The following is a 20,419-nucleotide window of genomic DNA, read 5'->3' on the forward strand; positions in this document are numbered from 1 at the left end:
GCAGTGCAGCGAGGTTTTGCGTGGCGCAACGCCTTGATCAAGCCTCGTTGCTGCTGCCGGTGTAGGGCTTCAGGCCGATCAACTCGCACCCGCTGAGGCGCTCGATTCGCTGCGTGGCTTCGAAGCGGGCAACGCCGTTCCGGTGAGGCAGAGCCACGATCAGGCCCGGCTCGATCTGGTCGTGCGGGGCGAGCAAGGCGGGGGTATCGCCGGCGACCGGCACGCGTGGCAGGAAGATGATGGGTATCGAGTCGCGCTCACGCCCTCGCGCATCTCGGGTTGGCGGCTTGAAGCGCGCAGCGATGCCAGGCCCGCACAAGAGTTGCACGCCGATCTCTGTTTCGTGGCTGTTGCGGTGGAAGGTGCGTCGCACCACGGCCAGATGTACTTCGCCATCTTCGCGCTGCGAGAGCGCGATCAATTCCCCGACTTCGGCGCCGATCGGGTCTTCCGCCTCCTGGTGCAGCTTCAGCCCGGCTTCGCTGCGGTCCATGATGGCCCATTCGGTTGACGGAAAGGACGGCATTGCCTCGGATGCACTCGCCTGGCGCTTGCCCGCGATCCGTTTCATCAACTGGCGAACCTGATCGAAGCCGAATACCAGCGCTGCGCTCGGGTGGGCGCGGCGTCGCACATGCCGGCGCTGCGGTGGGGTGCCCCAATGGGTTCTGAGGCGGCGCAGCAGATCGACGTATTCCGGGTCCCGCGCATTCAGCGGCAGGCCAAGGCGCGTGGGCGATGTGCCTGCGGCGAGGCCTTCGCATTGCGAGTCGAGTTTGGCAAGCAGGGGGTGGGCGTCGAGCAAAAGATCTGCTTCGCCACGCACGAGCTCGTCGCGACGCACCGGCCGGCGGATATCGCCGTGGGCGGGCCAAGCCGGGAACCAGCCTTCGGCATCGCCCGTCCAGTCGTCGCGGGTGCGAATCCGGGCCAGGTGACCGTAGCGCTCGATATAAAAGCGCACATGCTCAAGGTTGCGGCGTGACAGGTGATGCGGGTCGGCCATCACCAGCAGCAGGGTGCGAGCGAAAAAGCGCGCGATCGTGTCGCCGGTGTCGTTGTCCAGTGGTGCGTTCTCGAAACCTCGGGTGGCAGCCGCCATGTAAAGTTCGGCGAGCACGCGCCAGTGCCCGCCGTTGAGTTCGCCGTACCCGCGGCAGGCTAGCAGCACACGGCGATGGGCGAGTTGGCAGGCGCGCAATGCCGCACGGCGACAGAATCTGGGTACTTGGAAACGGCGATCTGGCCGCGCGCGTGCTTCGTTGATGGCGATCTCGGCGAAGGTCATCGCCAGTCGCTCCAGCGCGCGGTCCGCGATGGCGGCGGTCTCGCGCACGCCACTTGAGTTGCCGGCACGGCCATCGGGCACGGTTTCCAGACGCGTCAGCAGGGGCGTAACGTGCTCCAGCACGCGCTCCAGCACCTCATGCCGATCGGATGGTGCGACGACGCTCGATACGACGGTCCGCAACCGAGATACGATCGTCTCGCAGCACACCAGCGGCCGGTCCAGCGGCAGTGCGTCGATCCACGCGTCCACATCCAGGCCGACGCCGGGTGCCGTTGCGGGGCGCACGATGCGAAGGCGGGGCAGGGTGATCGGGGTGGTCAGGCGCTGACGCAGACGTCCAAAACTTGGCGCGGTCACGGTTGGAGCTCCTTGCAAGGCGAATCGGGTGGTTACGCGAAAGGCATAAAAGATGCGCATTGTATCGTGGAACATCCAGTGGGGGCGTGGCGCTGACGGCTGCGTGGATCTCACTCGAACGCTCGGGGTCTTGCGCCGGTTGGGCGCCGATGTGATCTGCCTGCAGGAGGTGGCGGTCAATCTGCCCGGCTTGCCGGGTGGCGTCATCGAAGATGGGTGCCGGATACTTTGCGAAGGCATGCCCGACTACACCCCGGTTTTCGCCCCGGCCGTCGACGTCGCGGTTGCCGGCGGCGGTCGCGGGCAGTTTGGCAATCTGATCCTGAGTCGTTTGCCGGTTGATCAGGTATGGCGGCACTTGTTGCCATGGCCCGCAGACGCGAGGGTGCCGTCGATGCAGCGGGGCTGCGTTGAAGTGGTGATCCGGCAAGGTAGTGAATCATTGCGGGTGCTCACAACCCATCTGGAGTACTACGCGGCAGGTGCTCGCCTGGCTCAGACCGAGCGACTTGCGGAGTTGCAGCAAGAGGTGTGCGCGTTGGAGGCGGCGCCGCCGCTGGACAAAGAGCGCAATGCGGCGTTTGCGACACGCCCGCGACCGTCGCGCGCGGTGCTCTGTGGCGACTTCAATTGCCGCCCCGGCGATGCCGCTTACCGAGCGTTACTTGCAGGCGTTTCGTCAGCGCCGTGGCGTGATGCCTGGTCTGCTTTGCATGGCGAGTTGGCGCATGCGCACACGGTCGGGCTCCACGGCGCGGAGTGGCCGTCTGAACCGTTCTGTTGCGACTACTTTCTGGTCAGTGCAAACCTTCAGTCAGCGCTGCGCGGTATCGAGGTGTGTGCCGATACCGCGGCGTCCGACCATCAGCCCCTGGTGCTGGACTTGTTCTGAACGTCCGGTTCGACGAGCGCTCGGTAGGCATGCCACGTGCCGTGCCCGATCATCGGCATCAGGAAAATGAGGCCGATGTGAAAGGTCAGGAATCCGACGACGGTAAGTGAAACGATCAGGAAGGCCCAGACAAACATTGCGCCTGGGTTGGCCGCGACGACCGCAACACTGGTGAACATCGAGGTGATGGCGTCTGCGCGGCGATCCAGCATCATCGGAATTGCCACCACGCTGATTGCGAACACCAAGGTTGCGAAGACCAAGCCGACGCCGATGTACACCGCAACGAACTCGATGTTCTCGAGTTTGATGACCTGATTCAGAAAGCCCGACAGGTTAGGCATTTCGTTGGTGTAGAAGAGCGCGAACATTACCAATGAGGCGCGCGCCCAGACCAGAAACACCACTGTCAGCACCAGCGCAAACACGCCAATATTGGCGGCGTTGCGCCGCCAGATCGTCAGCGATGAAGCAAAGCGGCAACCTTCGCCCTTTTCGCGACGCCGACTCAGCTCATAGAGTCCCATGGCGAAGAACGGGCCCAGCAGCAGGAAACCTGAGGTGAGGGCCGATGTGTACTGATAGGCATGCTCGAACACGGCGCTGACTGACAGCCCCATCGCTGAAAAACAGAATCCGTAAAAGAGGCTCGCGAGTGGGCAGGCCTGCATGTCCTGCGCGCCGCGGCCGAGCCATACCAGCCCTGCGGCAACGTGCACCCGGCGCAGTTTCGGAATCAGTGTCTGGGTTTCTTCGTAACGGATCTCGTTGTTGTCGTCGGGCGTCTTCTGCTGCTCGGGCATGTCTCCTCCATGGATCTTTTGTCGTTGTGAGGAAGTGCAGTGTTGGGGTGCAGCGATTTTCAGCAAGCGCGAAACGGGTGTTGCGAGAGACAAAAAGGTGGGGTGCCGGGCGGCGAGTGCGAGGCTGGTGAATGGCAGACGGCGGCATCGCGGTGCCGCGGCGGTCAATCAAAGGGCAGCGGGCGAGGCGATTCAAGCGGGAACGTCCGGATCCATCAGACGTTCGATCAGCAGGATGCGGTCCTTGACGAAGAGCTTTCGCTTCTTGAGTCGTCGGACGAGCAGGTCGTCAGGAGGTGGCAGCGCAGCAAGCCGGGCAATCGCCTCGTCGAGGTCTCGATGCTCGGCAAGCAGCACATCCAGCCGCGCGCGCAGGCTGGTGACGCTCTCGAAAGTGTCGTTCATGGCACCGCTGGCAGCACACTGTGTTTTCCCCCGGTCGCGTGCGCGCATCTGTGTGAGCGGCATCCCCCGTGCGACCGGCCTCCATCGACTGTGACGGCACTTCAGGAACAATCTCGGGCGCCGTTAGTCAACCTAAGTGCATCCTAGTGGGCGCCGGTGGAAATGACAACCGGCAGCAGTACGGCGTTGAAATGCGGGGGGCCTTCCCCCAGGTAGTGCCAAGGGTTCGGTATTCGGGCCCTTGTGGGACTTTGATCCCGCGCTTCGCGGAAGGAGGCGGTCATGCACGTCATGTTCAACAATCCGTTTCTGTATGTGGTGGCTTACCCGGCCCAAAACGGCATCGAGGTCATCGACAAACGCAAGGGGCGCGGTGTATTCATGACCGATGCGGCAGCCGAGCGCTTCAAACGTGAGTTGGCCGAGGCGATTGAGGATGACGATGAGGACGGCGAGCACATCGCCGAGTTCATCGAGCACTTCGATGCCCTGATGACACATCCGGCGATTCGCCACTGAGCGATCCCGCTTGCTTGGTAGAATCCGCGGCTTGGCAAGTCGCGTATTTCTCCCATGAGCAAGGCATTTACCAAAGAACCTGATCAGGACGACGACGAGGAACTGCCTGCGTCGCTGTCGCTGCCCGCCGGCACGCGCAATTACATGACGCGGCGCGGCTTCCTTGCGCTCAAAGACGAGCTTGATACCTTGCTCAAGGTGACACGGCCCGAAGTGGTTCAGATCGTGTCGTGGGCGGCGAGCAACGGCGATCGTTCCGAGAACGGCGATTACATCTATGGAAAAAAGCGGCTGCGGGAGATTGACCGCCGCATCCGTTTCCTGATCAAGCGTCTGGAAAGCGCCACCGTTGTTGACCCTGCCGAACAGGAAGGGATGGATCAGGTCTTCTTTGGTGCCACCGTGACGGTGTGCGACGTCGAGGACGGCGAGTCGCAGACCTTCCAGATCGTTGGTGTGGACGAGGCCGACGCAAGCAGTGGCCGGGTATCGTGGATCGCGCCGATCGCACGTGCCCTGCTCAAGGCGCGCGAGGGCGATTGCGTGCGTTTTGCCAGCCCCGCGGGTTGGCGCGAAATAGAAGTGCTGGAAATCCGCTACGACTGAGGATTGCGGCGCTTGCGGACGACGGCTGCTCGGCGCGGCAACGTGAAGTAAATCGTCGTACCCTCACAGGGCTTTGATTCGGCGCGCATCTTCCCACCGTGGCGTTCGATGATACGGCGGGCAGAAGCCAGGCCGATGCCAGTACCCGCATAACCCTGTCCGCCATGCAGCTGCTGGAAGGGTTGGAACAGGCGGCCGGCGTAGACCATGTCGAACCCGATGCCATTGTCCGATACCGCGAAACACTGACCGCCGTCTTCCTCGGTCGCACTGACACGGATGACTGCTTCGTCGCGGTCGCGGGTGAACTTCCAAGCGTTGTCGAGCAGGTTCCCGAGCACATTGCGTAGCAGCGGTTCGTCGGCGGCGACCGACATCCCGGGCTGGATCTCGAAGCGCGCGGTACGAGTCGGGGCGCCGCTGCGAAGATCTGCGGCGATGTCTTCGGCGAGCGCGCTGAGGTCGATCGTGCGGATATCCAGCGGCTGGCGTGCGACGTTTGCAAGTTTGAGCAGCTCGTCGATCAGCTCGCCCATGCGCACGCTGGCACGCGCCACACGCTCAAGATAGTCACGGCCGGTGGCATCCAATTGCGGAGCGTAGTCTTCCAGCAGGGCGTGCGAGAAGCCGTTGATGGCACGCAAGGGGGCGCGTAGGTCGTGCGACACCGAGTAGCTGAAGGCGAGCAACTCGCGATTGGAACTCTCAAGTTCCGCGGTACGTTCCTTGACTCGGGCTTCCAGCGACTGCGCCAACCGATGCAGGGTGCGGCGCGCCCGCTCACGGCGGCGCACGTCTTCAAACACCACCCAGGCGAGCACGGCGAGCACGCCACACAGGAGGGTGCAGCCCCACACGATGCGTTCGGTGTTGGCGTAGAATCTGCGCAGGGCGGTTTGTCGCGGGCGACTCACCTGCACAATCAGCGGGTAGTTGTCGAGGCCGCGGGCGGCGATGATCCGTGGCTGGCTATCGATCCACGAGATGCGCTCGACGATTCGTGTGGCATGGGTTGCGGGGCGCACCATGGCCGGGTTGCGCGAGAAGTCGACGCCGATCTGGGCATCGTTGGCCGGATAGCGGAGCAGCAGGGTGCCGTCGCTGCTCAGTACGCTGATTGCATCGTCCTGCGTCAGCCGGATGTCCTGATAGAAGAACTCGAAGTACGAGGTGGATAGCGCCGCGGTCAGAAAGCCAGCAAGGCTGCCATCGCGCTGGTTGATGCGGCGCGTCAGCGGGATCAGCCAGCGGCCGGAATCCGGCGCGCGCAGTGGGGCGCCGATCTGCATCAATGCGTTGGGCGTATTGGCGAGGCGCTGAACGACGGACGAGGGCAGCGGCTCATGCCGCTCCAGCGGGTACTGATACGTCGCCGAGGTGAGGCTGCCGTCGCGCGAATAGGCGGCGACGATAGCAGCTTGCGGCACTCGAAGCAGCCAGTCGCTGGTGAGCTCATACATTGCGCGTTCGCCGAAACGCTCCGGGCCGCCGTTTTCGCCGATCTGCTTGCCCAGGGCGTCGAGCACCGTATCCATCTGCCCGAAGCTGCGTGCGACATGCTCTTCGAGTGCGCGCGCCAAGCTGCTTAGTTCTGCCTCGGCACGGCGCGTTTCCTGATCTCGATCGCGCGTGATCAGCACGGCGGCGCCGCTGACAATCACCGCCGCGAGCAACAAATAGGTCGCGATGATGGAGTAGGCCACGCGCCGCAGGCTGCGTGGGCGACGGGGCAAGGCGAGCTGGGCTTCCGCCAGGCCATCGTCGCGGGCCTGTTGTGCGCTATCTGAGACGCTTGAAATCCGCTTGGTCGGACGCATATCCGCGCATGTTAATCGAGACCTAGGAGAAATCCATGAGTGAGGCACAGACCGCAGCGGCGCCCAGGGGCGAGACCCTTAACTTCCAGGCAGAAGTGAAACAGCTGCTGCACCTGATGATTCATTCGCTGTATTCCAACCGCGAGATTTTCCTGCGCGAGCTGATTTCCAATGCGTCGGACGCCTGCGACAAGCTGCGCTTCGAGGCCTTGGATCACCCGCACCTGCTTGAGGGTGCCGGCGAGCTGGCGATTGGTGTGGGCTTCGACAAGGCGGCACGGACGCTGACGATTTCCGACAACGGTATCGGCATGAGCCGCGAAGAGGTGATCGCCCACCTCGGCACGATCGCCAAGTCCGGCACCAAGGAGTTCTTCTCGCGCCTGACCGGCGATCAGAAGAAGGATGCGCACCTGATCGGCCAGTTCGGTGTCGGCTTCTACTCGGCCTTCATTGTGGCGGACAAAGTGACGGTGCTGACCCGCCGCGCCGGCCTGCCGGCCAATGAGGCGGTGAAGTGGGAATGCTCGATGACCGGCGATACTGCCGGCGCCTACACCATCGAGCCGATCGATCGCGAAGTTCGCGGCACCGAGATCATCCTGCACCTGCGCGAGGACCAGGACGACCTGCTGTCGGGCTGGCGCCTGCGTTCGATCATCCGCAAGTACTCGGACCACATCGCGCAGCCGATCCGCATGCGCAAGGAAGAGTGGGATCAGGAAAAGGGCGAGCAGGTCCTGCGCGATGAGGAAGAAACGGTGAACCAGGCTTCGGCGCTCTGGGCCCGTTCGAAGTCCGACATCACCGAGGAGCAGTACAAGGAGTTCTTCAAGCACGTTGCGCACGACCACGAAGAACCGCTGGCCTGGTCGCATGCCAAGGTCGAGGGCCGTCACGAATACACGCAGTTGCTGTACGTGCCGAGCCATGCGCCGTTCGACATGTGGGACCGCAACGTCAAGCACGGTTTGAAGCTCTACGTGCGCCGCGTCTTCATCATGGACGACGCTGAGAAGCTGCTGCCGTTTTACCTGCGCTTCGTGCGCGGCGTGGTCGATTCGAACGACCTGCCGCTGAACGTGTCGCGCGAGATCCTGCAGGAAAGCAAAGACATCGACACGATCCGCGCCGGCTGTGCGAAGAAGGTGCTGTCGCTGCTCGAAGATCTGGCCGAGAACGACAAGGAGAAGTACGCCAAGTTCTGGGGCGAGTTCGGCAAGGTGCTGAAGGAAGGCGTGGGCGAGGACTTCGCCAACAAGGAGCGCATTGCCAAGCTGCTGCGCTTTGCCACGACCCAGGCCGATACGCCGGAGCAGACGGTGTCGCTTGCGGACTATGTTGCCCGCATGAAGGAAGGGCAGGACAAGATCTACTACGTCACCGCCGACACCTTCACCGCGGCCAAGAACAGCCCGCACCTGGAGATCTTCCGCAAGAAGGGTGTCGAAGTGCTGCTGCTGGCCGAGCGCGTGGATGAGTGGCTGGTGAGCCACCTGCACGAGTTTGAAGGCAAGCAGGTGGTGTCCGTCGCGCGCGGCGATCTGGACCTCGGCACGCTGGAAGACGAGGAAGAGAAAAAGGCCGCCGAAGCGGAAGCCGGCGACTTCAAGGAAGTGCTGGAAAAGCTTACGACCGCGCTGGGTGAGCGCGTCAAGGAAGTGCGCATCACGCACCGCCTGACCGACAGCCCCGCCTGCGTGGTGGCGGACGAGAACGAGATGGGCACCAACCTGGCTCGCCTGCTCAAGGCGGCGGGCCAGGATGTGCCGAGCTCCAAGCCGATTCTTGAGGTGAACCCGAAGCACCAGGTGCTGCTGAAGCTCAAGGCCGGCACCGACCGCTTCGACGACTGGGCGAGCGTGCTGCTGGATCAGGCACTGCTGGCGGAAGGCGGCGCGCTGGAAGACCCGGCTGGTTTTGTCAAACGCATCAATCAGCTGATGCTGGGTTGAGCGGCGGCTCGGCCGAAATGAAAACGCCCCGGCACAGTGATGTGCCGGGGCGTTTTGCTTTGCGCGTGGGCTTACAGCGAGTAGCCCAGCACACGCGCGATGCCAGGTTCCTTGCTCGGCCGCATGATCGAATCGCGCAGCAGACGCGACATCGGCAGCTTGATCGTATCGGTGTTGAACCAGCGCTCGTAGATGCCGTTGATTTCGCCACTCGCGTAGATCTGCTTGAGCGCCTTGTCGACTTCGGCCTGCAGGCGTTCGTCGCCCTTGCGCATCATGATCGCGTAGGGCTCGACGGACAGATAGTCGCCAACCAGCGTGTAGCGCGATGCATCCGGGCGGGTGCTCAGCAGGCCGCTCAGCAGCACGTCATCCTGCGGGAAGGCGGCGACAGTGCCCGATTCCAGCGCCTTGATCGCGTCCATGTTGTTCGGGAACTGCATCAGCTTCATCGTGCTGATTTCTGAATCACGCAGTTGGGTGAAGAGCTTTTCCGAGGTGGTGCCCTTCGACAGTGCGACCGGCTTGCCAGCCAGCGAGGCGTGGCCCGCGACGCCGGAGTTCGTGCGGGTCAGCAGTTTCATGCCGGCGACGAAGATCGTGTAGCTGAACTCGACCTTTTCCTGACGCGCCTTGGTGTTGGTGGTGGAGCCGCACTCCAGATCGATCGATCCGTCGATGAGCTTCGGAATGCGCTCGGCACCGCTGACGGTGACGTACTGCACCTTCAGGTCGGGCAGCTTGAGATCCTTCTTGATCTGATCGACGGCCTTGAGGCACAGATCGACCGAGTAACCGACCGGCTGTTTCTGTTCATTGAGGAAGGAGAACGGGCGCGCCGCTTCGCGATTGCCGATCGTGATCGTGCGGGTCTGGCGGATTTTTTCGAGGGTGTCGACGTTGGTCGACTGAGCATGCAACGCGGGGGTGAAGGCGCAGAGCGCCACGCCCAATGCCGCGCCCTGAATCAGCTTTTGCATGGGTAGAAGCCTTGGCGAAAGCGGACTTGTGGTCCACAAAAAGGAAATCGCGCGATGGCCTATCCATCGCGCGACATGACCTCAGCATTATACGGAAGCCTGCCAGCGCAGCCTTCCGTAGTTCTACGTAGAGAAGTGGCGAACGGCCGCAGGTAATGGGCTGTTCAGTTGCTGGCTTTTGTCGCCTCGGCAGGTGCCGCCGGCGGCGCGTGCCATTCGGATTTCGGCGAAAGAACCGGCTGTGCCGGTTGTTCAAAGAAGTGCGGCGACATGATCTGCACGCCGTATTCGTTGAAGCAGTCCTGGATCGATGCGTGTAGCGCCGAGAGTACCGGCACGCGCTGCTGTGCCTCGTGGATCTGGCAGAACAGTTCGTATTCGACGTAGAAGTCGTTCAGTGCGCGTTGATAGACCGTCGGATCCGGTGACGTGCGGATCTCGGGAACGCGCCGGGCCGCCTCGATGAGCAGCGCATGGATCTGGCGCCAGGGAGCGTCGTAGCCGATGGTGACCTTGGTCGACAGCATCGTGCCCTGGTCCGCGCGGCGCGAATAGTTGTAGATCGCGCTGCCGAGCAGAACGGCGTTCGGGATCGTGATTTCCTCGTTGCGGATATTGACGATCTTGACCGACAGGGTACTGAGCTCGCGCACCACGCCCTCGATCTCGCCGATCTTTACGTAGTCGCCCAAGCGCAGCGCGCGCGCATAGGTCAGCACCAGACCGCCCATCAACTGACTCATGACGCCCGCTGAGCCCAGCGTGAAGAGGAAGCCGAGCAGTACGCTGACTCCCTTGAATACGTCGGTACTCGATCCAGGGATGTACGGATAGGCGAGGGCGAAGGCGAAGGCCCAGACGCCACCGACGACGATCCGTCGCGTGGCGGATGCAGTTTCCGGGTGAACGCCCGGCAGGGTGAGATGTTCAGACTGGGCTGCATCGAAAACGCTGCGGAGCATGCCAGCGATGGCTTGGGCAATGACAATGATGATCGCAACCGCCACTAGGCCGGGCAAGGCGGCCAGACATGCATCTCCGAAGTGGCCGGCGTAGCGGAACAGGTAGTCGATCAGATGATCACCAAGCGGCTCAGTGATCGGGAACTGTTTGAGGACAAACGTCAGCCAGACGTCGACCAGGAAAAGCGCAAGCAGAATCAACACGATTTGGGCCACACGCAGCACCAACCCATAGGTATAGCGCGCCCAACCAACGCCGGCAGTGACGGCCAGCTTGCGCTCGATGCGCCGTTGCACCCCATCGGTAACGCGACGACCGGCGCGCAGCAAGGTCCATAGCAGCCCCCCTGCGATTGCCGTTGCCAGGAGCGAGAGCAAGACACCACGCGCGATGCCCTTCAGGTCGCCTTGTTCGCGATAGGCGTCGAGTACGCGCTGGGTTTGTTGCGCCGCGTTGCCTGCCTCGACTTCCAGCGGGAGGCTTGCGTCCGCTTCAAGGTCAGCCGGCAGCAGCGCAAACAGGATCTGGTCGCCCGCCCGGATTGCAATGCCTGACTTGCCGTCAAGGCTGTAGCTGACCGTGTTCGTTTTGAGCGGCTTACTCGACTCGCCGGCCAGCGCTATCCGCCGTGCGGCACGCTCAGCACGAGCGCGCGGCGTTGCGCCACCGAACTCGGCACGGAAGGTGGCGATGTGCCGATTGGCAACAATGAGTTCTGCTTCCTCCGGTTGCGAGGGCTTGTCCGCGGCGAGCGCGAGGGCCGGGGCCGACAGCAGGATGAACAGGGTGACAAGGCAGTGCAGCAGGCGAACGAACGAACGCATGGATCACGGCTCCACCGGAAGGTGAGCCGATGATAGCGCCATGTTGAGCCTGAGGGATCAGCCGAAACGAAGCTTCATTGACAGGATGAAGAGCGCGAGCAGCAGCGTGATGATGTTTGCGATCACAACTGGCCAGGCGCTGATCAGCAGGCCATAGATCAACCACATCGCGATGCCGCAGACGAAGACGCTGTACATGCCCAGCGATACGCCGTGTGCGGAGCGGGTTTTCCAGGTCAGCCAAGCCTGCGGAACGAAGGCTACGGTAGTGAGGGTGGCGGCGAGATAGCCCAGCACATCTACGAAAATCGGGTTCATTGTGCGAATCAAGTCTTGCGTGAGAGCTGGCGCATCGCGCGCTCAAGGCCGTCGATGGTCAGCGGGAACATGCGGTCGGTCATGATCTGCCGGATCAGCGTGATCGATTGGCGATAGGGCCAGGTTGGCTCGGGCTGCGGGTTGATCCAGCAGGCGCTCGGGTAGGCATCAAGCAGCCGTCGCAACCATTCTGCACCGGGTTCTTCGTTGAAGTGTTCGACCGAGCCGCCGGGCACCATGATCTCGTATGGGCTCATCGTTGCGTCGCCGACGAAGACGAGTTTGTAGTCCGGGCCGTAGGTGTGCAGCACGTCCTGCAGCGGGCGCTTGGTCGCGAAGCGCCGCTGATTGTCGCGCCACACCGACTCGTACACACAGTTATGGAAATAGAAGTACTCGAGGTGCTTGAACTCGCCGCGTACTGCGGAGAAAAGCTCTTCGCAGACCTTGATATGGTCGTCCATGGAGCCACCGACGTCGAAGAACATCAGCACCTTCACGGCGTTGTGACGCTCCGGCCGCATTTTCAGATCGAGCCAGCCTGCATTGCGTGCGGTGGCCGCGATCGTGCCGTCGAGATCGAGTTCTTCCTGTGCGCCTTCCCGCGCAAAGCGACGCAGGCGACGCAGCGCAACCTTGATGTTGCGCGTGCCGAGCTCAACCGAATCGTCGAGGTTGCGATACTGGCGTTGGTCCCAAACCTTCACTGCCGTCCGGTTGCCTGCGGATTCCGGGCCGACGCGAATCCCCTCCGGGTGGTAGCCGTGCGCGCCGAAGGGCGAGCTGCCGCCGGTGCCGATCCACTTGTTGCCGCCAGCGTGGTGCTCCTTTTGCTCCTGCAGGCGCTGCTTGAATTCCTCCATCAGCTTGTCCCAGCCGAGCTTCTCCAGTCGCGCCTTCTCCTCGGGGCTCAGCATGCGTTGCACTGCGCGCCGCAGCCAGTCTTCGGGGATATCGGCTTCAAGCCCCGGGATCTCGGTGATCCCCTTGAAGAAGCTGCCGAAGGCGCGGTCGAACTTGTCGTAGTGACTCTCGTCCTTGACCAGCGTAGCGCGCGCGAGGATGTAGAAGTCGTCAATGCTCGGCCCGATCACGCCCGCCTGCAGCGCTTCGAGCAGGGTCAGGAACTCCTTGGTGGAGACCGGGATCTGGCTTGCCTTCAGGTGGAGGAAGAAGTCCGTCAGCATGGGTGCAGCGTGGTGTCCGCCTCAGCGATTGTGTTTGGCCATCGCGACAAGGCGTTCGAACAGCGCGATGTCTTGCTCGTTCTTCAGCAGCGCGCCGGCCAGCGGTGGCACCACCGGTTTGTTGCCGGCGGCGCGCAGGCTCTCAGCCGGGATCTCCTCGGCGGCCAGGAGGCGCAGCCAGTCGAGCAACTCGGACGTGGTCGGCTTCTTCTTCAACCCCGGTACCTCGCGCAACTCGAAGAACACTTCGAGGGCAGCGCGCAGCAGTTTTTCGTGGATATCGGGGAAGTGCACACCGATGATCTTTTCCATCGTTTCCTTGTCCGGAAACTTGATGTAGTGGAAGAAGCAGCGGCGCAAGAACGCGTCCGGCAGTTCCTTTTCGTTATTGGAGGTAATGAACAGGATTGGCCGGTGGCGCGCGCGTATCGTCTGCTGGGTCTCGTAAACATGGAACTCCATGCGGTCGAGTTCGCGCAGCAGATCGTTCGGGAATTCGATGTCGGCCTTGTCGATCTCGTCGATCAGCACCACCGACGGCGCGTCATGCGTAAAGGCTTTCCACAGCACGCCCTGGACGATGTAGTTGCCAATGTCCTTGACGCGGTCGTCGCCGAGTTGCGAGTCGCGCAGGCGCGAGACTGCGTCGTACTCATACAGCCCCTGCTGGGCCTTGGTTGTGGACTTGATATGCCATTGGTAGAGCGGCAGGCCCAGCGCGCCGGCGACTTCTTCCGCGAGCATCGTCTTGCCGGTGCCCGGCTCACCTTTGATCAGCAGCGGGCGCTGGAGCTGAATCGCCGCGTTGACTGCCAGCATCAGGTCTGCGGTGGCGACGTACTGATCGGATCCCTGGAATCGAAGGCTCATGATTTGGCTAAGGCGTAAGACAGAGTCGGCATCATGCGGTGCAACGTCTGCCTGCGCAACAAACATGCGCATTGACCCTGCTCAAGGCAGGGTCTCCAAAAGGTGCTTTGACGCCCGAAAACACCGCGACATAGAATCAGTTCGCTTCAACGCCTCCCAATCCACACCATCAGAGGGGACTCATGAAAAGAATGAAGGGGCTGTTGGTCATTGCGTTGCTGTTCGCCAGCGGCGCAGCCCTCGCGGTACAGGGCAATCCCGAAGCCGGTCGCAAGAAGGTTGCGATGTGCCTCGGTTGTCACGGTATTCCCGACTACAAAACCACTTTTCCGAGCGTCTATCACGTCCCCAAGCTGGGTGGGCAGCATCCGGAATACATCCTTCGCGCGCTGCAGGAGTACAAGAACGGCGAGCGCAGCCACCCGACCATGATTGGGCAGGTCGCACCGCTGTCGGAGCAGGACATGGCGGACATAGCAGCTCATTTCGGAGCGCAGAAATGACGAGGCCCTGCATGAAATACCTGGTGCCGAGCTTGTTTGCGCTGTTGCTGACGCCGCTGGCCCACGCGGGCGACGCGGTGAAAGGCAAGGAGAAGTCCACCGTCTGCGCGGCCTGCCACGGCGCGGACGGCAATTCCGCGTCGCCGGATTTTCCCAAACTCGCCGGGCAGCATGAGGACTACATCGTGCGCGCGCTGACCGACTACAAGGCCGGCAAACGCAAGAACCCGATCATGATGGGGATGGCGGCGCCGCTCTCGAAAGAGGATGTCGCCGATCTGGCGGCCTACTTCTCTGCCCAGAAGGGGCTGGTCATCGTCAAGCGCTGATCGCGTTTACGCAAAAAAAGCCCGGTCGGCGAACGCCTTCCGGGCTTTTCCATTGGGCGTACGCCACCGTCAGGCGAGGCGTGAACGCCGCCAGACCGCCTCGACATAGGCCACCGCATCGGGCGCCGCGCCGCTGCGCTGGGCTTGCCAGATGGTTTCGCCGAGGCACTCCAGTACGTCGTGCAGTGCGGCGTGTCGATCACCGCGTACTGCCAGGCAGGCGTCGTAGGCGGCACGCAGGCCGGGTGGCTGGTCGATCGAAAGTTGTTCGTGAATCGCGAGGTGGAGGGACAGATGCAGGAAAGGATTGATCTGCCCGTCTTCGGGCGAGAAGTCCTTCTCCGCGCTTTCCGGATCGTCCAGCAGGCCGTGGTACTCGGGGTGCTGCTCGATCAGTTCGGCGGCCACCTGTTCCAGCGGTACCAGGGGCGTGTGCTGGCGGAACTTCTGCCATGCGTCGATGAAGAAACGACGGGCCTGATCGCGTGATGGATTGAACACGGTGCTTGTTCTCTGAAATGTTTGGGGCGACGAGCCTGCGTGGGCTCAGTCCATCTTGTCGCGATATTCACACAGCTCGCGAACGATGCACTGGCCGCACAAGGGCTTGCGCGCGGTGCATACGTAGCGCCCGTGCAGGATCAGCCAATGGTGGGCGTCCAGCAGGAATTCCTTTGGCACGCGCCGAAGCAGCGCTTTCTCGACTTCTACGACATCCTTACCGGGGGCGAGACCCATACGGTTGGCAACGCGGAAGATGTGCGTGTCGACCGCCATGGTTGGCTGGCGGAACAAGGTATTGAGTACGACGTTGGCGGTTTTCCGGCCGACGCCGGGTAGCGCCTCAAGCGCTTCCCGCTTGTCAGGCACCTCGCCAGCGTGACGTTCCAGCAGCATGCGCGACAGCATCGCGACGTTCTTCGCTTTGTTGCGATAGAGGCCGATCGTCTTGATGTATTCCGCGATACCGGCTTCGCCGAGCGTGGCCATCGCGGCTGCGTCCGGCGCTACAGGAAACAGACGGCGTGTGGCGAGGTTGACGCCCTTGTCGGTGGATTGCGCCGACAGCACGACCGCCACCAGCAACTGGAAACCGTTTCCGTACTCCAGCTCGGTCGTCGGCGTCGGGTTGGCGGCTCGCCATCGCTGGAAAGCCTTCGCCACCGCGGAACGCGGCATCAGCTTCGCCATCGATCAGGCCGAGGCTGGCTGCTCAGCTGCCGGGCGCGCTTGCGCCGCACGCTTGGCGGCTCGCGCGTCCAGCCAGCTTTTGCCTGCAATCAGGCAGGCAAGCGAGATGAATGCGCCGGGCGGCAGGATTGCCACGAGGAATCCAGGGTAAGCCTCGGGCAGCACCCGTAGCGGCTGGGCCGACGGGATGATCATGTCGATGCCGTTCAAAAGGTGCCCGGTGCCGATCAGTTCGCGCATGCCGCCCAGCAGTGCCAGCAGCCATACCAGGCCGGCACCCATCGCGAAGCCGTCGACCGCCGACGACAGCGGGCCGTTCTTGGCCGCAAAGGCCTCGACGCGCGCAAGCACGATGCAGTTCGTCACGATCAGCGGCACGAAGATACCGAGCACGAGGTAGAGGCTGTGCAGATAGGCGTTGAAAGCCAGGTCGAGCACCGTGACCAGCGCCGCGATGATCAGGATGAATACGGGGATGCGGATCTCGTAAGGGATCAGCGTCCGCAGCGCCGCCACAACCGCGCCGGAGATCGCCATTACCACCGCGGTTGCCAGGCCAAGGCTGATGCCGTTGATGAGGTTGGTCGACACCGCGAGGATCGGGCATAGACCGAGCAGTTGGACGAGGCCGGTGTTGCTCTTCCAGATGCCGGCGTGGGCAATTTCGCGCAGATGCTTGAGATTCATGAGCGTGGCCTCACTGGAACAGTGCGTCGCGATGAGCGGCAGCGTAGGCTGCAACGCGCCAGACCGCCCGTGTCACGGCGCGGGCGCTGATGGTGGCGCCGGTGTTGTAGTCAAAGGCGCCGCCATCTTTCTTCACGGTCCAGGCGCCGGGCGGAAGATCGCTTGCCGGTTTCTCGAACTGACTGATCCACGGGCGCGCTTTGTTCTTGTCCTTGCGCGGGTCGACATAGTCGCCCAGGCCCGGTGTTTCGCGGTGTTGCGTCACTCTTGCGCCGAGGACCTGGCCATCTGCAGCAACTGCGACGATTAGCTCGATACGACCGGCGTAGCCATCCGGCGCGGCCGCCTCCATGACCAGCGCCGCCGGTTGCCCCGCGCGTCGCGCACGCCAGACCTGCCCACCCTGATCGAGCCCGAGTTCGGGGGTCGCCGGCAGCTTCGCTACGTCGTCGAGCAATGCATTGTCGTAGCTGCCGCGCGGCAGAATCTGGTCGATCAGTAACAGCTTTTCCGCCTTCGCACTCTGCTGGATCGGGTCGCGCGTGAGCAGGTAGCCACCGGCCATGAATGCGGTGAAAACCACAGTGAAAACGAGCATCGCGAGCGCGGTGCGAATGGATAGGCCGCCGGCCGTTGGTTCAGTCATGGCGTCGGTTCAGTTTCTCGTCTTGTGGCCGAACACAGGCGGCTGGGTCTTCATGTCGATCAGCGGAACGCACAGATTCATCAGCAGCGTCGCGAAGGCCACACCGTCGGGGAAGGCGCCGAAATGCCGGATGATCCAGGTGATCAGCGCCGCACCGGCTGCGTAGATCAGCTTGCCGCGCGGCGTCGTGGCGCCCGAGACCGGATCGGTCAGGATGAAGAAGGCGCCCAGCATCGCCGCGCCTGAGAACAGCGAGAACACCGCGCCTGGGTAGCTCTGAGGTGCGGCGACCGAAGCGATTGTCGCAAGGATCGCAAGGGTGCCGAGATAGGCGGCCGGGATATGCCAGGTAATGATTCGTCGTGCCAAGAGATAGAGCCCGCCGATCAGAAACGCGAGCGCGGTCCACTCCCAGCCGTGGCCGGCGAAATGCCCGAATCCTTCGCCTTGAAGCAGCGCCTGCACGCTGCTGCCTTCGGCGCGCAGGCCGGTACGCAGCGCATCGAGCGGGGTGGCGGCCGTAATCGCGTCCACGCTGCGGGCACCACCGAAAATCAGCTCGAGCTGGGCGGCGCTGTCGAGGCGACCGGCCCCTGGCCACTGCGACATCAGTGCGGGGAATGCGACGATCATCACCGCGTAGGCCACCATGGCCGGGTTGAACGGGTTCTGGCCCAGGCCGCCGTAAAGGTGCTTGGCTACGACGATCGCAAACGCCGTGGCGGCAACCACCAGCCACCATGGCCCGATCGACGGGAAAGCCAGCGCAATCAGCCATGCCGTGACCACGGCCGACAGATCTGTCAGCGAACGACCAATCGGGCGACCACGCAGCTTGAGGAACCCCGCCTCAAAAGCGATGGCTGCTGCTGTGGCGAGCGTGATCTGAACCAGAATGCCGACGCCGAAGAACCACGCATAGACCGCGATGGCAGGGACGAGCGCGAGCAGCACTTCGGCCATCACGCGTGTGACGCTGGTGGGCTTGCGCAGGTAGGGGGAATTGAGTGACATCGTTGTGGTCGGCCTTCAGCGAACGCTTTGTTCAGTGGGGGCGGCGTCACCCTCCGCGGGCGAGACTGCGGCACGGCGCACATCGGCTTCGGCCACCTGCGCCTGTTGATCAGGTGTCAACGCATCGGTGTTCTGTGGTGCGACCGCTTCGCGCTGTGCCTTGGCGCGCGCCATCGCCGCAGCGATCAGCGCCTTCTTGGCATCTTCAGCGCCCTCGGACGCTGGCGTCGGTGTGCTGGCAGTCGCGGTATCCGTAGCCGTAGTGCTCAGCGCCGCGCGGCCAGCGGCCGTCTTGGCGGCGAGTTTTTCCGCTTTCTCGCGCTTTTCGCGCTCGATCCGCTCATTACGGAACTCGAACCGGTCGCGCGCTACGTCCGCAGCGTTCTTCTGCCGTTCGCGCGCCCAGATTTCGCTCTTGGAGAAGCGGTAGTAGTCGACCAGCGGGATATGCGAGGGGCAGACGTAGGCACAGCAACCGCATTCGATGCAGTCGAACAGGTGGTACTCCTGCGCCTTGCCGAAGTTCTTCGCACGCGAATGCCAGTAAAGCTCGAACGGTTGCAGGTCGGCGGGGCAGGCGCGCGCGCATTCGCCGCAGCGGATACAGGCCATCTCGGGGGCCGGCGCCGGGAACAACTCGGGGCTGCCGACGAGAATGCAGTTGGTTGCCTTGACGACCGGCACGTCGTAGGCCGGCATGCGAAAGCCCATCATCGGGCCGCCCATGATGAAACGGTCGGTGCCAGGCTTGAGGCCCACGAGTGCGGCGACGTGGTCCATTGGCGTGCCGAACAGCACCTCATAGTTACCGGGCCGTTCGACGTTGCCGGCAACGGTCACGATACGCGACACCAGCGGGCGCCCGCGGTCGACCACATCGGCGATCGCGTAGGCGGTGCCGGTGTTGAAACACTGCACGCCGTAATCGGTTGAGCGATGGCCGTGCGGTACTTCGATGCCGGTCAGGACGCGGATCAACTGTTTCGCGCCGCCGGCAGGGTAGCGGGTTGGAATCGCGACGACTTCCATCGTGTCGGCGCCGAGCGCGGACACGGCCTGCTGCATGGCGGAAACAGCTTCAGGTTTGTTGTCCTCAATGCCGATCAGCACCCGGCGCGCCTGCAGGAGTTGCTGCATGATTTCGGCGCCGCGCACGATCTGATCGGCGCGCTCGCGCATCAGCAGGTCATCGCACGTGATGAAGGGTTCGCACTCTGCGCCGTTGATCACCAGCGTGTCGGTACCGCCTTTGGCCGGCTTGAGCTTCAGGTGGCTCGGGAACACGGCGCCACCAAGGCCGACGACGCCCGCGTCGCGCAAGGTGTCGCGAATCTCGTCAGCGCCCATCGCGCGTAGCGGGACCGGTTCGCAATCGATCCAGCGCTCTTCACCGTCCGGTTCGATCACTACGCTGAGGGTGCTGAGGCCCGAGGTGTGCGCCATGACCCGTGGCTCAACGGCCACGACGTGGCCGGAGGTGGGGGCGTGCACCGCACTGGATACGTTGCCGTCTGCCGCACCGATGCGCTGGCCCTTCAGTACCTTGTCGCCGGCAGCGACGAGCGGATGCGGCGTGCCGCCGACATGCTGATGCAGCGGAACAACCAATTGCGCTGGCAGCGGCACGGATTTGATCGGGTCGCGGGTCGAATCGGCCTTGTGGGTGGCAGGCTTCACGCCGCCATTGAATTTGAAGAGTTTGCGCAACATCACGCGGCCGTCCTGATCGGAATCACGGGGTAGTGCCACTTCCAAGTGTCGACCGTTTCACCGACCGGCTCCATCGTGATGCAATCGACCGGGCAGGGCGCAAGGCAGAGCTCGCAGCCGGTGCAGAGCGGGTCGATCACCGTATGCATTTGCTTTGCGGCACCGGCGATCGCATCGACCGGGCAGGCCTGGATGCAGAGCGTGCAGCCGATGCAGGTGTTCTCGTCGATCACCGCAACGGACTTCGGTTTCTCGACACCGTTCTCGGCGTTGAGTGGCTTGAACTCGCGTCCCAGCAGGTCGGCAAGCTTGCGGATGCCCTCTTCGCCGCCGGGCGGGCACTGGTTAATGTCGGCCTCACCGCCGGCAATCGCTGTGGCGTAGGGCTTGCAGCCGGGAAAGCCACATTGACCGCATTGCGTTTGCGGCAGGATCGCGTCGATCTTGTCGACCAGCGGATCGCCCTCGACGCGGAATTTCACCGCGGCAAAACCCAGCGCCGCGCCGATGACGATGGCCAGGCCGGCCATCACGAGAATTGCACTCAGCATC

At 63.1% G+C, this 20,419-nt stretch carries 22 protein-coding genes; 6 read left to right on the forward strand and 16 right to left on the reverse strand.

Translation table 11 applies throughout. The features are described 5' to 3' along the window. Positions 1-37: 37 nt before the first annotated feature. On the reverse strand, positions 38-1,648 hold the full coding sequence (locus ACE3P0_RS01860) for a hypothetical protein (protein WP_374399224.1): 1,611 nt from the start codon (positions 1,646-1,648) through the stop codon (positions 38-40). Between the two features lie 52 nt (positions 1,649-1,700). Here ACE3P0_RS01860 and ACE3P0_RS01865 point away from each other — a divergent pair, with 52 nt between their 5' ends. Continuing rightward, positions 1,701-2,540, forward strand: coding sequence for an endonuclease/exonuclease/phosphatase family protein (locus ACE3P0_RS01865; protein ID WP_374399226.1), 840 nt, complete (start codon positions 1,701-1,703; stop codon positions 2,538-2,540). Here the strand turns inward: ACE3P0_RS01865 and ACE3P0_RS01870 are convergent. Together ACE3P0_RS01870 and ACE3P0_RS01875 are read right to left on the reverse strand one after the other, a co-directional pair. Continuing rightward, on the reverse strand, positions 2,513-3,343 hold the full coding sequence (locus ACE3P0_RS01870; protein WP_374399228.1) for a DUF2189 domain-containing protein: 831 nt from the start codon (positions 3,341-3,343) through the stop codon (positions 2,513-2,515). The two genes, ACE3P0_RS01865 and ACE3P0_RS01870, sit on opposite strands and share 28 nt — an antisense overlap. 192 nt (positions 3,344-3,535) lie before the next feature. After that, entirely contained in the window at positions 3,536-3,748 is a 213-nt protein-coding gene (locus ACE3P0_RS01875; protein ID WP_374399229.1) for a YdcH family protein, read from the reverse strand. A 282-nt stretch (positions 3,749-4,030) separates the two neighbouring features. Between ACE3P0_RS01875 and ACE3P0_RS01880 the strand changes: the two genes are divergently transcribed. Together ACE3P0_RS01880 and greB are read left to right on the forward strand one after the other, a co-directional pair. Then, entirely contained in the window at positions 4,031-4,267 is a 237-nt protein-coding gene (locus ACE3P0_RS01880) for a DUF3567 family protein (protein WP_374399231.1), read from the forward strand. Positions 4,268-4,321: 54 nt separating this feature from the next. After that, complete coding sequence (gene greB, locus ACE3P0_RS01885; RefSeq protein WP_374399233.1) at positions 4,322-4,873, forward strand: transcription elongation factor GreB; 552 nt, start codon at positions 4,322-4,324, stop codon at positions 4,871-4,873. On the opposite strand, the gene ACE3P0_RS01890 is transcribed toward greB, so the two are convergent. Further along, the gene (locus tag ACE3P0_RS01890; protein ID WP_374399235.1) at positions 4,864-6,690 is read right to left on the reverse strand and encodes an ATP-binding protein; all 1,827 of its coding nucleotides are present in this window, start codon (positions 6,688-6,690) and stop codon (positions 4,864-4,866) included. The genes greB and ACE3P0_RS01890 overlap by 10 nt on opposite strands. Positions 6,691-6,725: 35 nt before the next feature. Between ACE3P0_RS01890 and htpG the strand changes: the two genes are divergently transcribed. Further along, positions 6,726-8,645: a molecular chaperone HtpG gene (gene htpG, locus ACE3P0_RS01895; RefSeq protein WP_374399237.1), complete on the forward strand. Its 1,920-nt coding sequence runs from the start codon at positions 6,726-6,728 to the stop codon at positions 8,643-8,645. A gap of 71 nt (positions 8,646-8,716) precedes the next feature. On the opposite strand, the gene ACE3P0_RS01900 is transcribed toward htpG, so the two are convergent. The 5 genes from ACE3P0_RS01900 to ACE3P0_RS01920 all read right to left on the reverse strand — a co-directional run bounded on the left by ACE3P0_RS01900 (position 8,717) and on the right by ACE3P0_RS01920 (position 13,790). Continuing rightward, a complete protein-coding gene (locus tag ACE3P0_RS01900) occupies positions 8,717-9,625 on the reverse strand; it encodes an amino acid ABC transporter substrate-binding protein (protein WP_374399239.1) in 909 nt (302 codons plus the stop codon). 164 nt (positions 9,626-9,789) lie between these two features. Then, positions 9,790-11,412 (reverse strand): mechanosensitive ion channel family protein, encoded by a 1,623-nt coding sequence (locus tag ACE3P0_RS01905; protein WP_374399241.1) that lies wholly within the window; start codon positions 11,410-11,412, stop codon positions 9,790-9,792. 57 nt (positions 11,413-11,469) lie between these two features. Continuing rightward, a complete protein-coding gene (locus ACE3P0_RS01910) occupies positions 11,470-11,730 on the reverse strand; it encodes a SemiSWEET transporter (protein WP_374399243.1) in 261 nt (86 codons plus the stop codon). Positions 11,731-11,738: 8 nt separating this feature from the next. Next, positions 11,739-12,917: a VWA domain-containing protein gene (locus tag ACE3P0_RS01915; protein ID WP_374399244.1), complete on the reverse strand. Its 1,179-nt coding sequence runs from the start codon at positions 12,915-12,917 to the stop codon at positions 11,739-11,741. Positions 12,918-12,938: 21 nt separating this feature from the next. Beyond that, a complete protein-coding gene (locus tag ACE3P0_RS01920; RefSeq protein WP_374399374.1) occupies positions 12,939-13,790 on the reverse strand; it encodes an AAA family ATPase in 852 nt (283 codons plus the stop codon). A gap of 179 nt (positions 13,791-13,969) precedes the next feature. Between ACE3P0_RS01920 and ACE3P0_RS01925 the strand changes: the two genes are divergently transcribed. Together ACE3P0_RS01925 and ACE3P0_RS01930 are read left to right on the forward strand one after the other, a co-directional pair. Further along, a complete protein-coding gene (locus ACE3P0_RS01925; protein ID WP_374399246.1) occupies positions 13,970-14,290 on the forward strand; it encodes a cytochrome c in 321 nt (106 codons plus the stop codon). An 11-nt stretch (positions 14,291-14,301) separates the two neighbouring features. Beyond that, positions 14,302-14,619, forward strand: coding sequence for a cytochrome c (locus ACE3P0_RS01930; RefSeq protein WP_374399248.1), 318 nt, complete (start codon positions 14,302-14,304; stop codon positions 14,617-14,619). A 69-nt stretch (positions 14,620-14,688) separates the two neighbouring features. Here the strand turns inward: ACE3P0_RS01930 and ACE3P0_RS01935 are convergent, their stop codons facing one another. From ACE3P0_RS01935 to rsxB, 7 genes are read right to left on the reverse strand one after another with little or no spacing between them, the layout of a single operon-like run. Then, entirely contained in the window at positions 14,689-15,120 is a 432-nt protein-coding gene (locus tag ACE3P0_RS01935; protein WP_374399250.1) for a DUF1841 family protein, read from the reverse strand. A gap of 45 nt (positions 15,121-15,165) precedes the next feature. Continuing rightward, positions 15,166-15,798 (reverse strand): endonuclease III, encoded by a 633-nt coding sequence (nth, locus tag ACE3P0_RS01940; RefSeq protein WP_374399252.1) that lies wholly within the window; start codon positions 15,796-15,798, stop codon positions 15,166-15,168. Between the two features lie 15 nt (positions 15,799-15,813). Further along, complete coding sequence (locus tag ACE3P0_RS01945) at positions 15,814-16,497, reverse strand: electron transport complex subunit E (RefSeq protein ID WP_374399254.1); 684 nt, start codon at positions 16,495-16,497, stop codon at positions 15,814-15,816. A 10-nt stretch (positions 16,498-16,507) separates the two neighbouring features. After that, positions 16,508-17,143, reverse strand: a complete 636-nt coding sequence (locus ACE3P0_RS01950) for an RnfABCDGE type electron transport complex subunit G (RefSeq protein ID WP_374399256.1) — start codon at positions 17,141-17,143, stop codon at positions 16,508-16,510. A gap of 9 nt (positions 17,144-17,152) precedes the next feature. Continuing rightward, entirely contained in the window at positions 17,153-18,157 is a 1,005-nt protein-coding gene (locus tag ACE3P0_RS01955) for an RnfABCDGE type electron transport complex subunit D (protein ID WP_374399258.1), read from the reverse strand. A gap of 15 nt (positions 18,158-18,172) precedes the next feature. After that, positions 18,173-19,867 (reverse strand): electron transport complex subunit RsxC, encoded by a 1,695-nt coding sequence (rsxC, locus tag ACE3P0_RS01960; protein ID WP_374399376.1) that lies wholly within the window; start codon positions 19,865-19,867, stop codon positions 18,173-18,175. After that, a complete protein-coding gene (gene rsxB / locus ACE3P0_RS01965) occupies positions 19,867-20,418 on the reverse strand; it encodes an electron transport complex subunit RsxB (protein WP_374399259.1) in 552 nt (183 codons plus the stop codon). Before rsxB ends, rsxC begins: the two co-directional genes overlap by 1 nt. Between the last annotated feature and the right edge of the window lies 1 nt (position 20,419).

The organism is Niveibacterium sp. (assembly GCF_041909475.1).
Classification (GTDB): domain Bacteria; phylum Pseudomonadota; class Gammaproteobacteria; order Burkholderiales; family Rhodocyclaceae; genus Niveibacterium.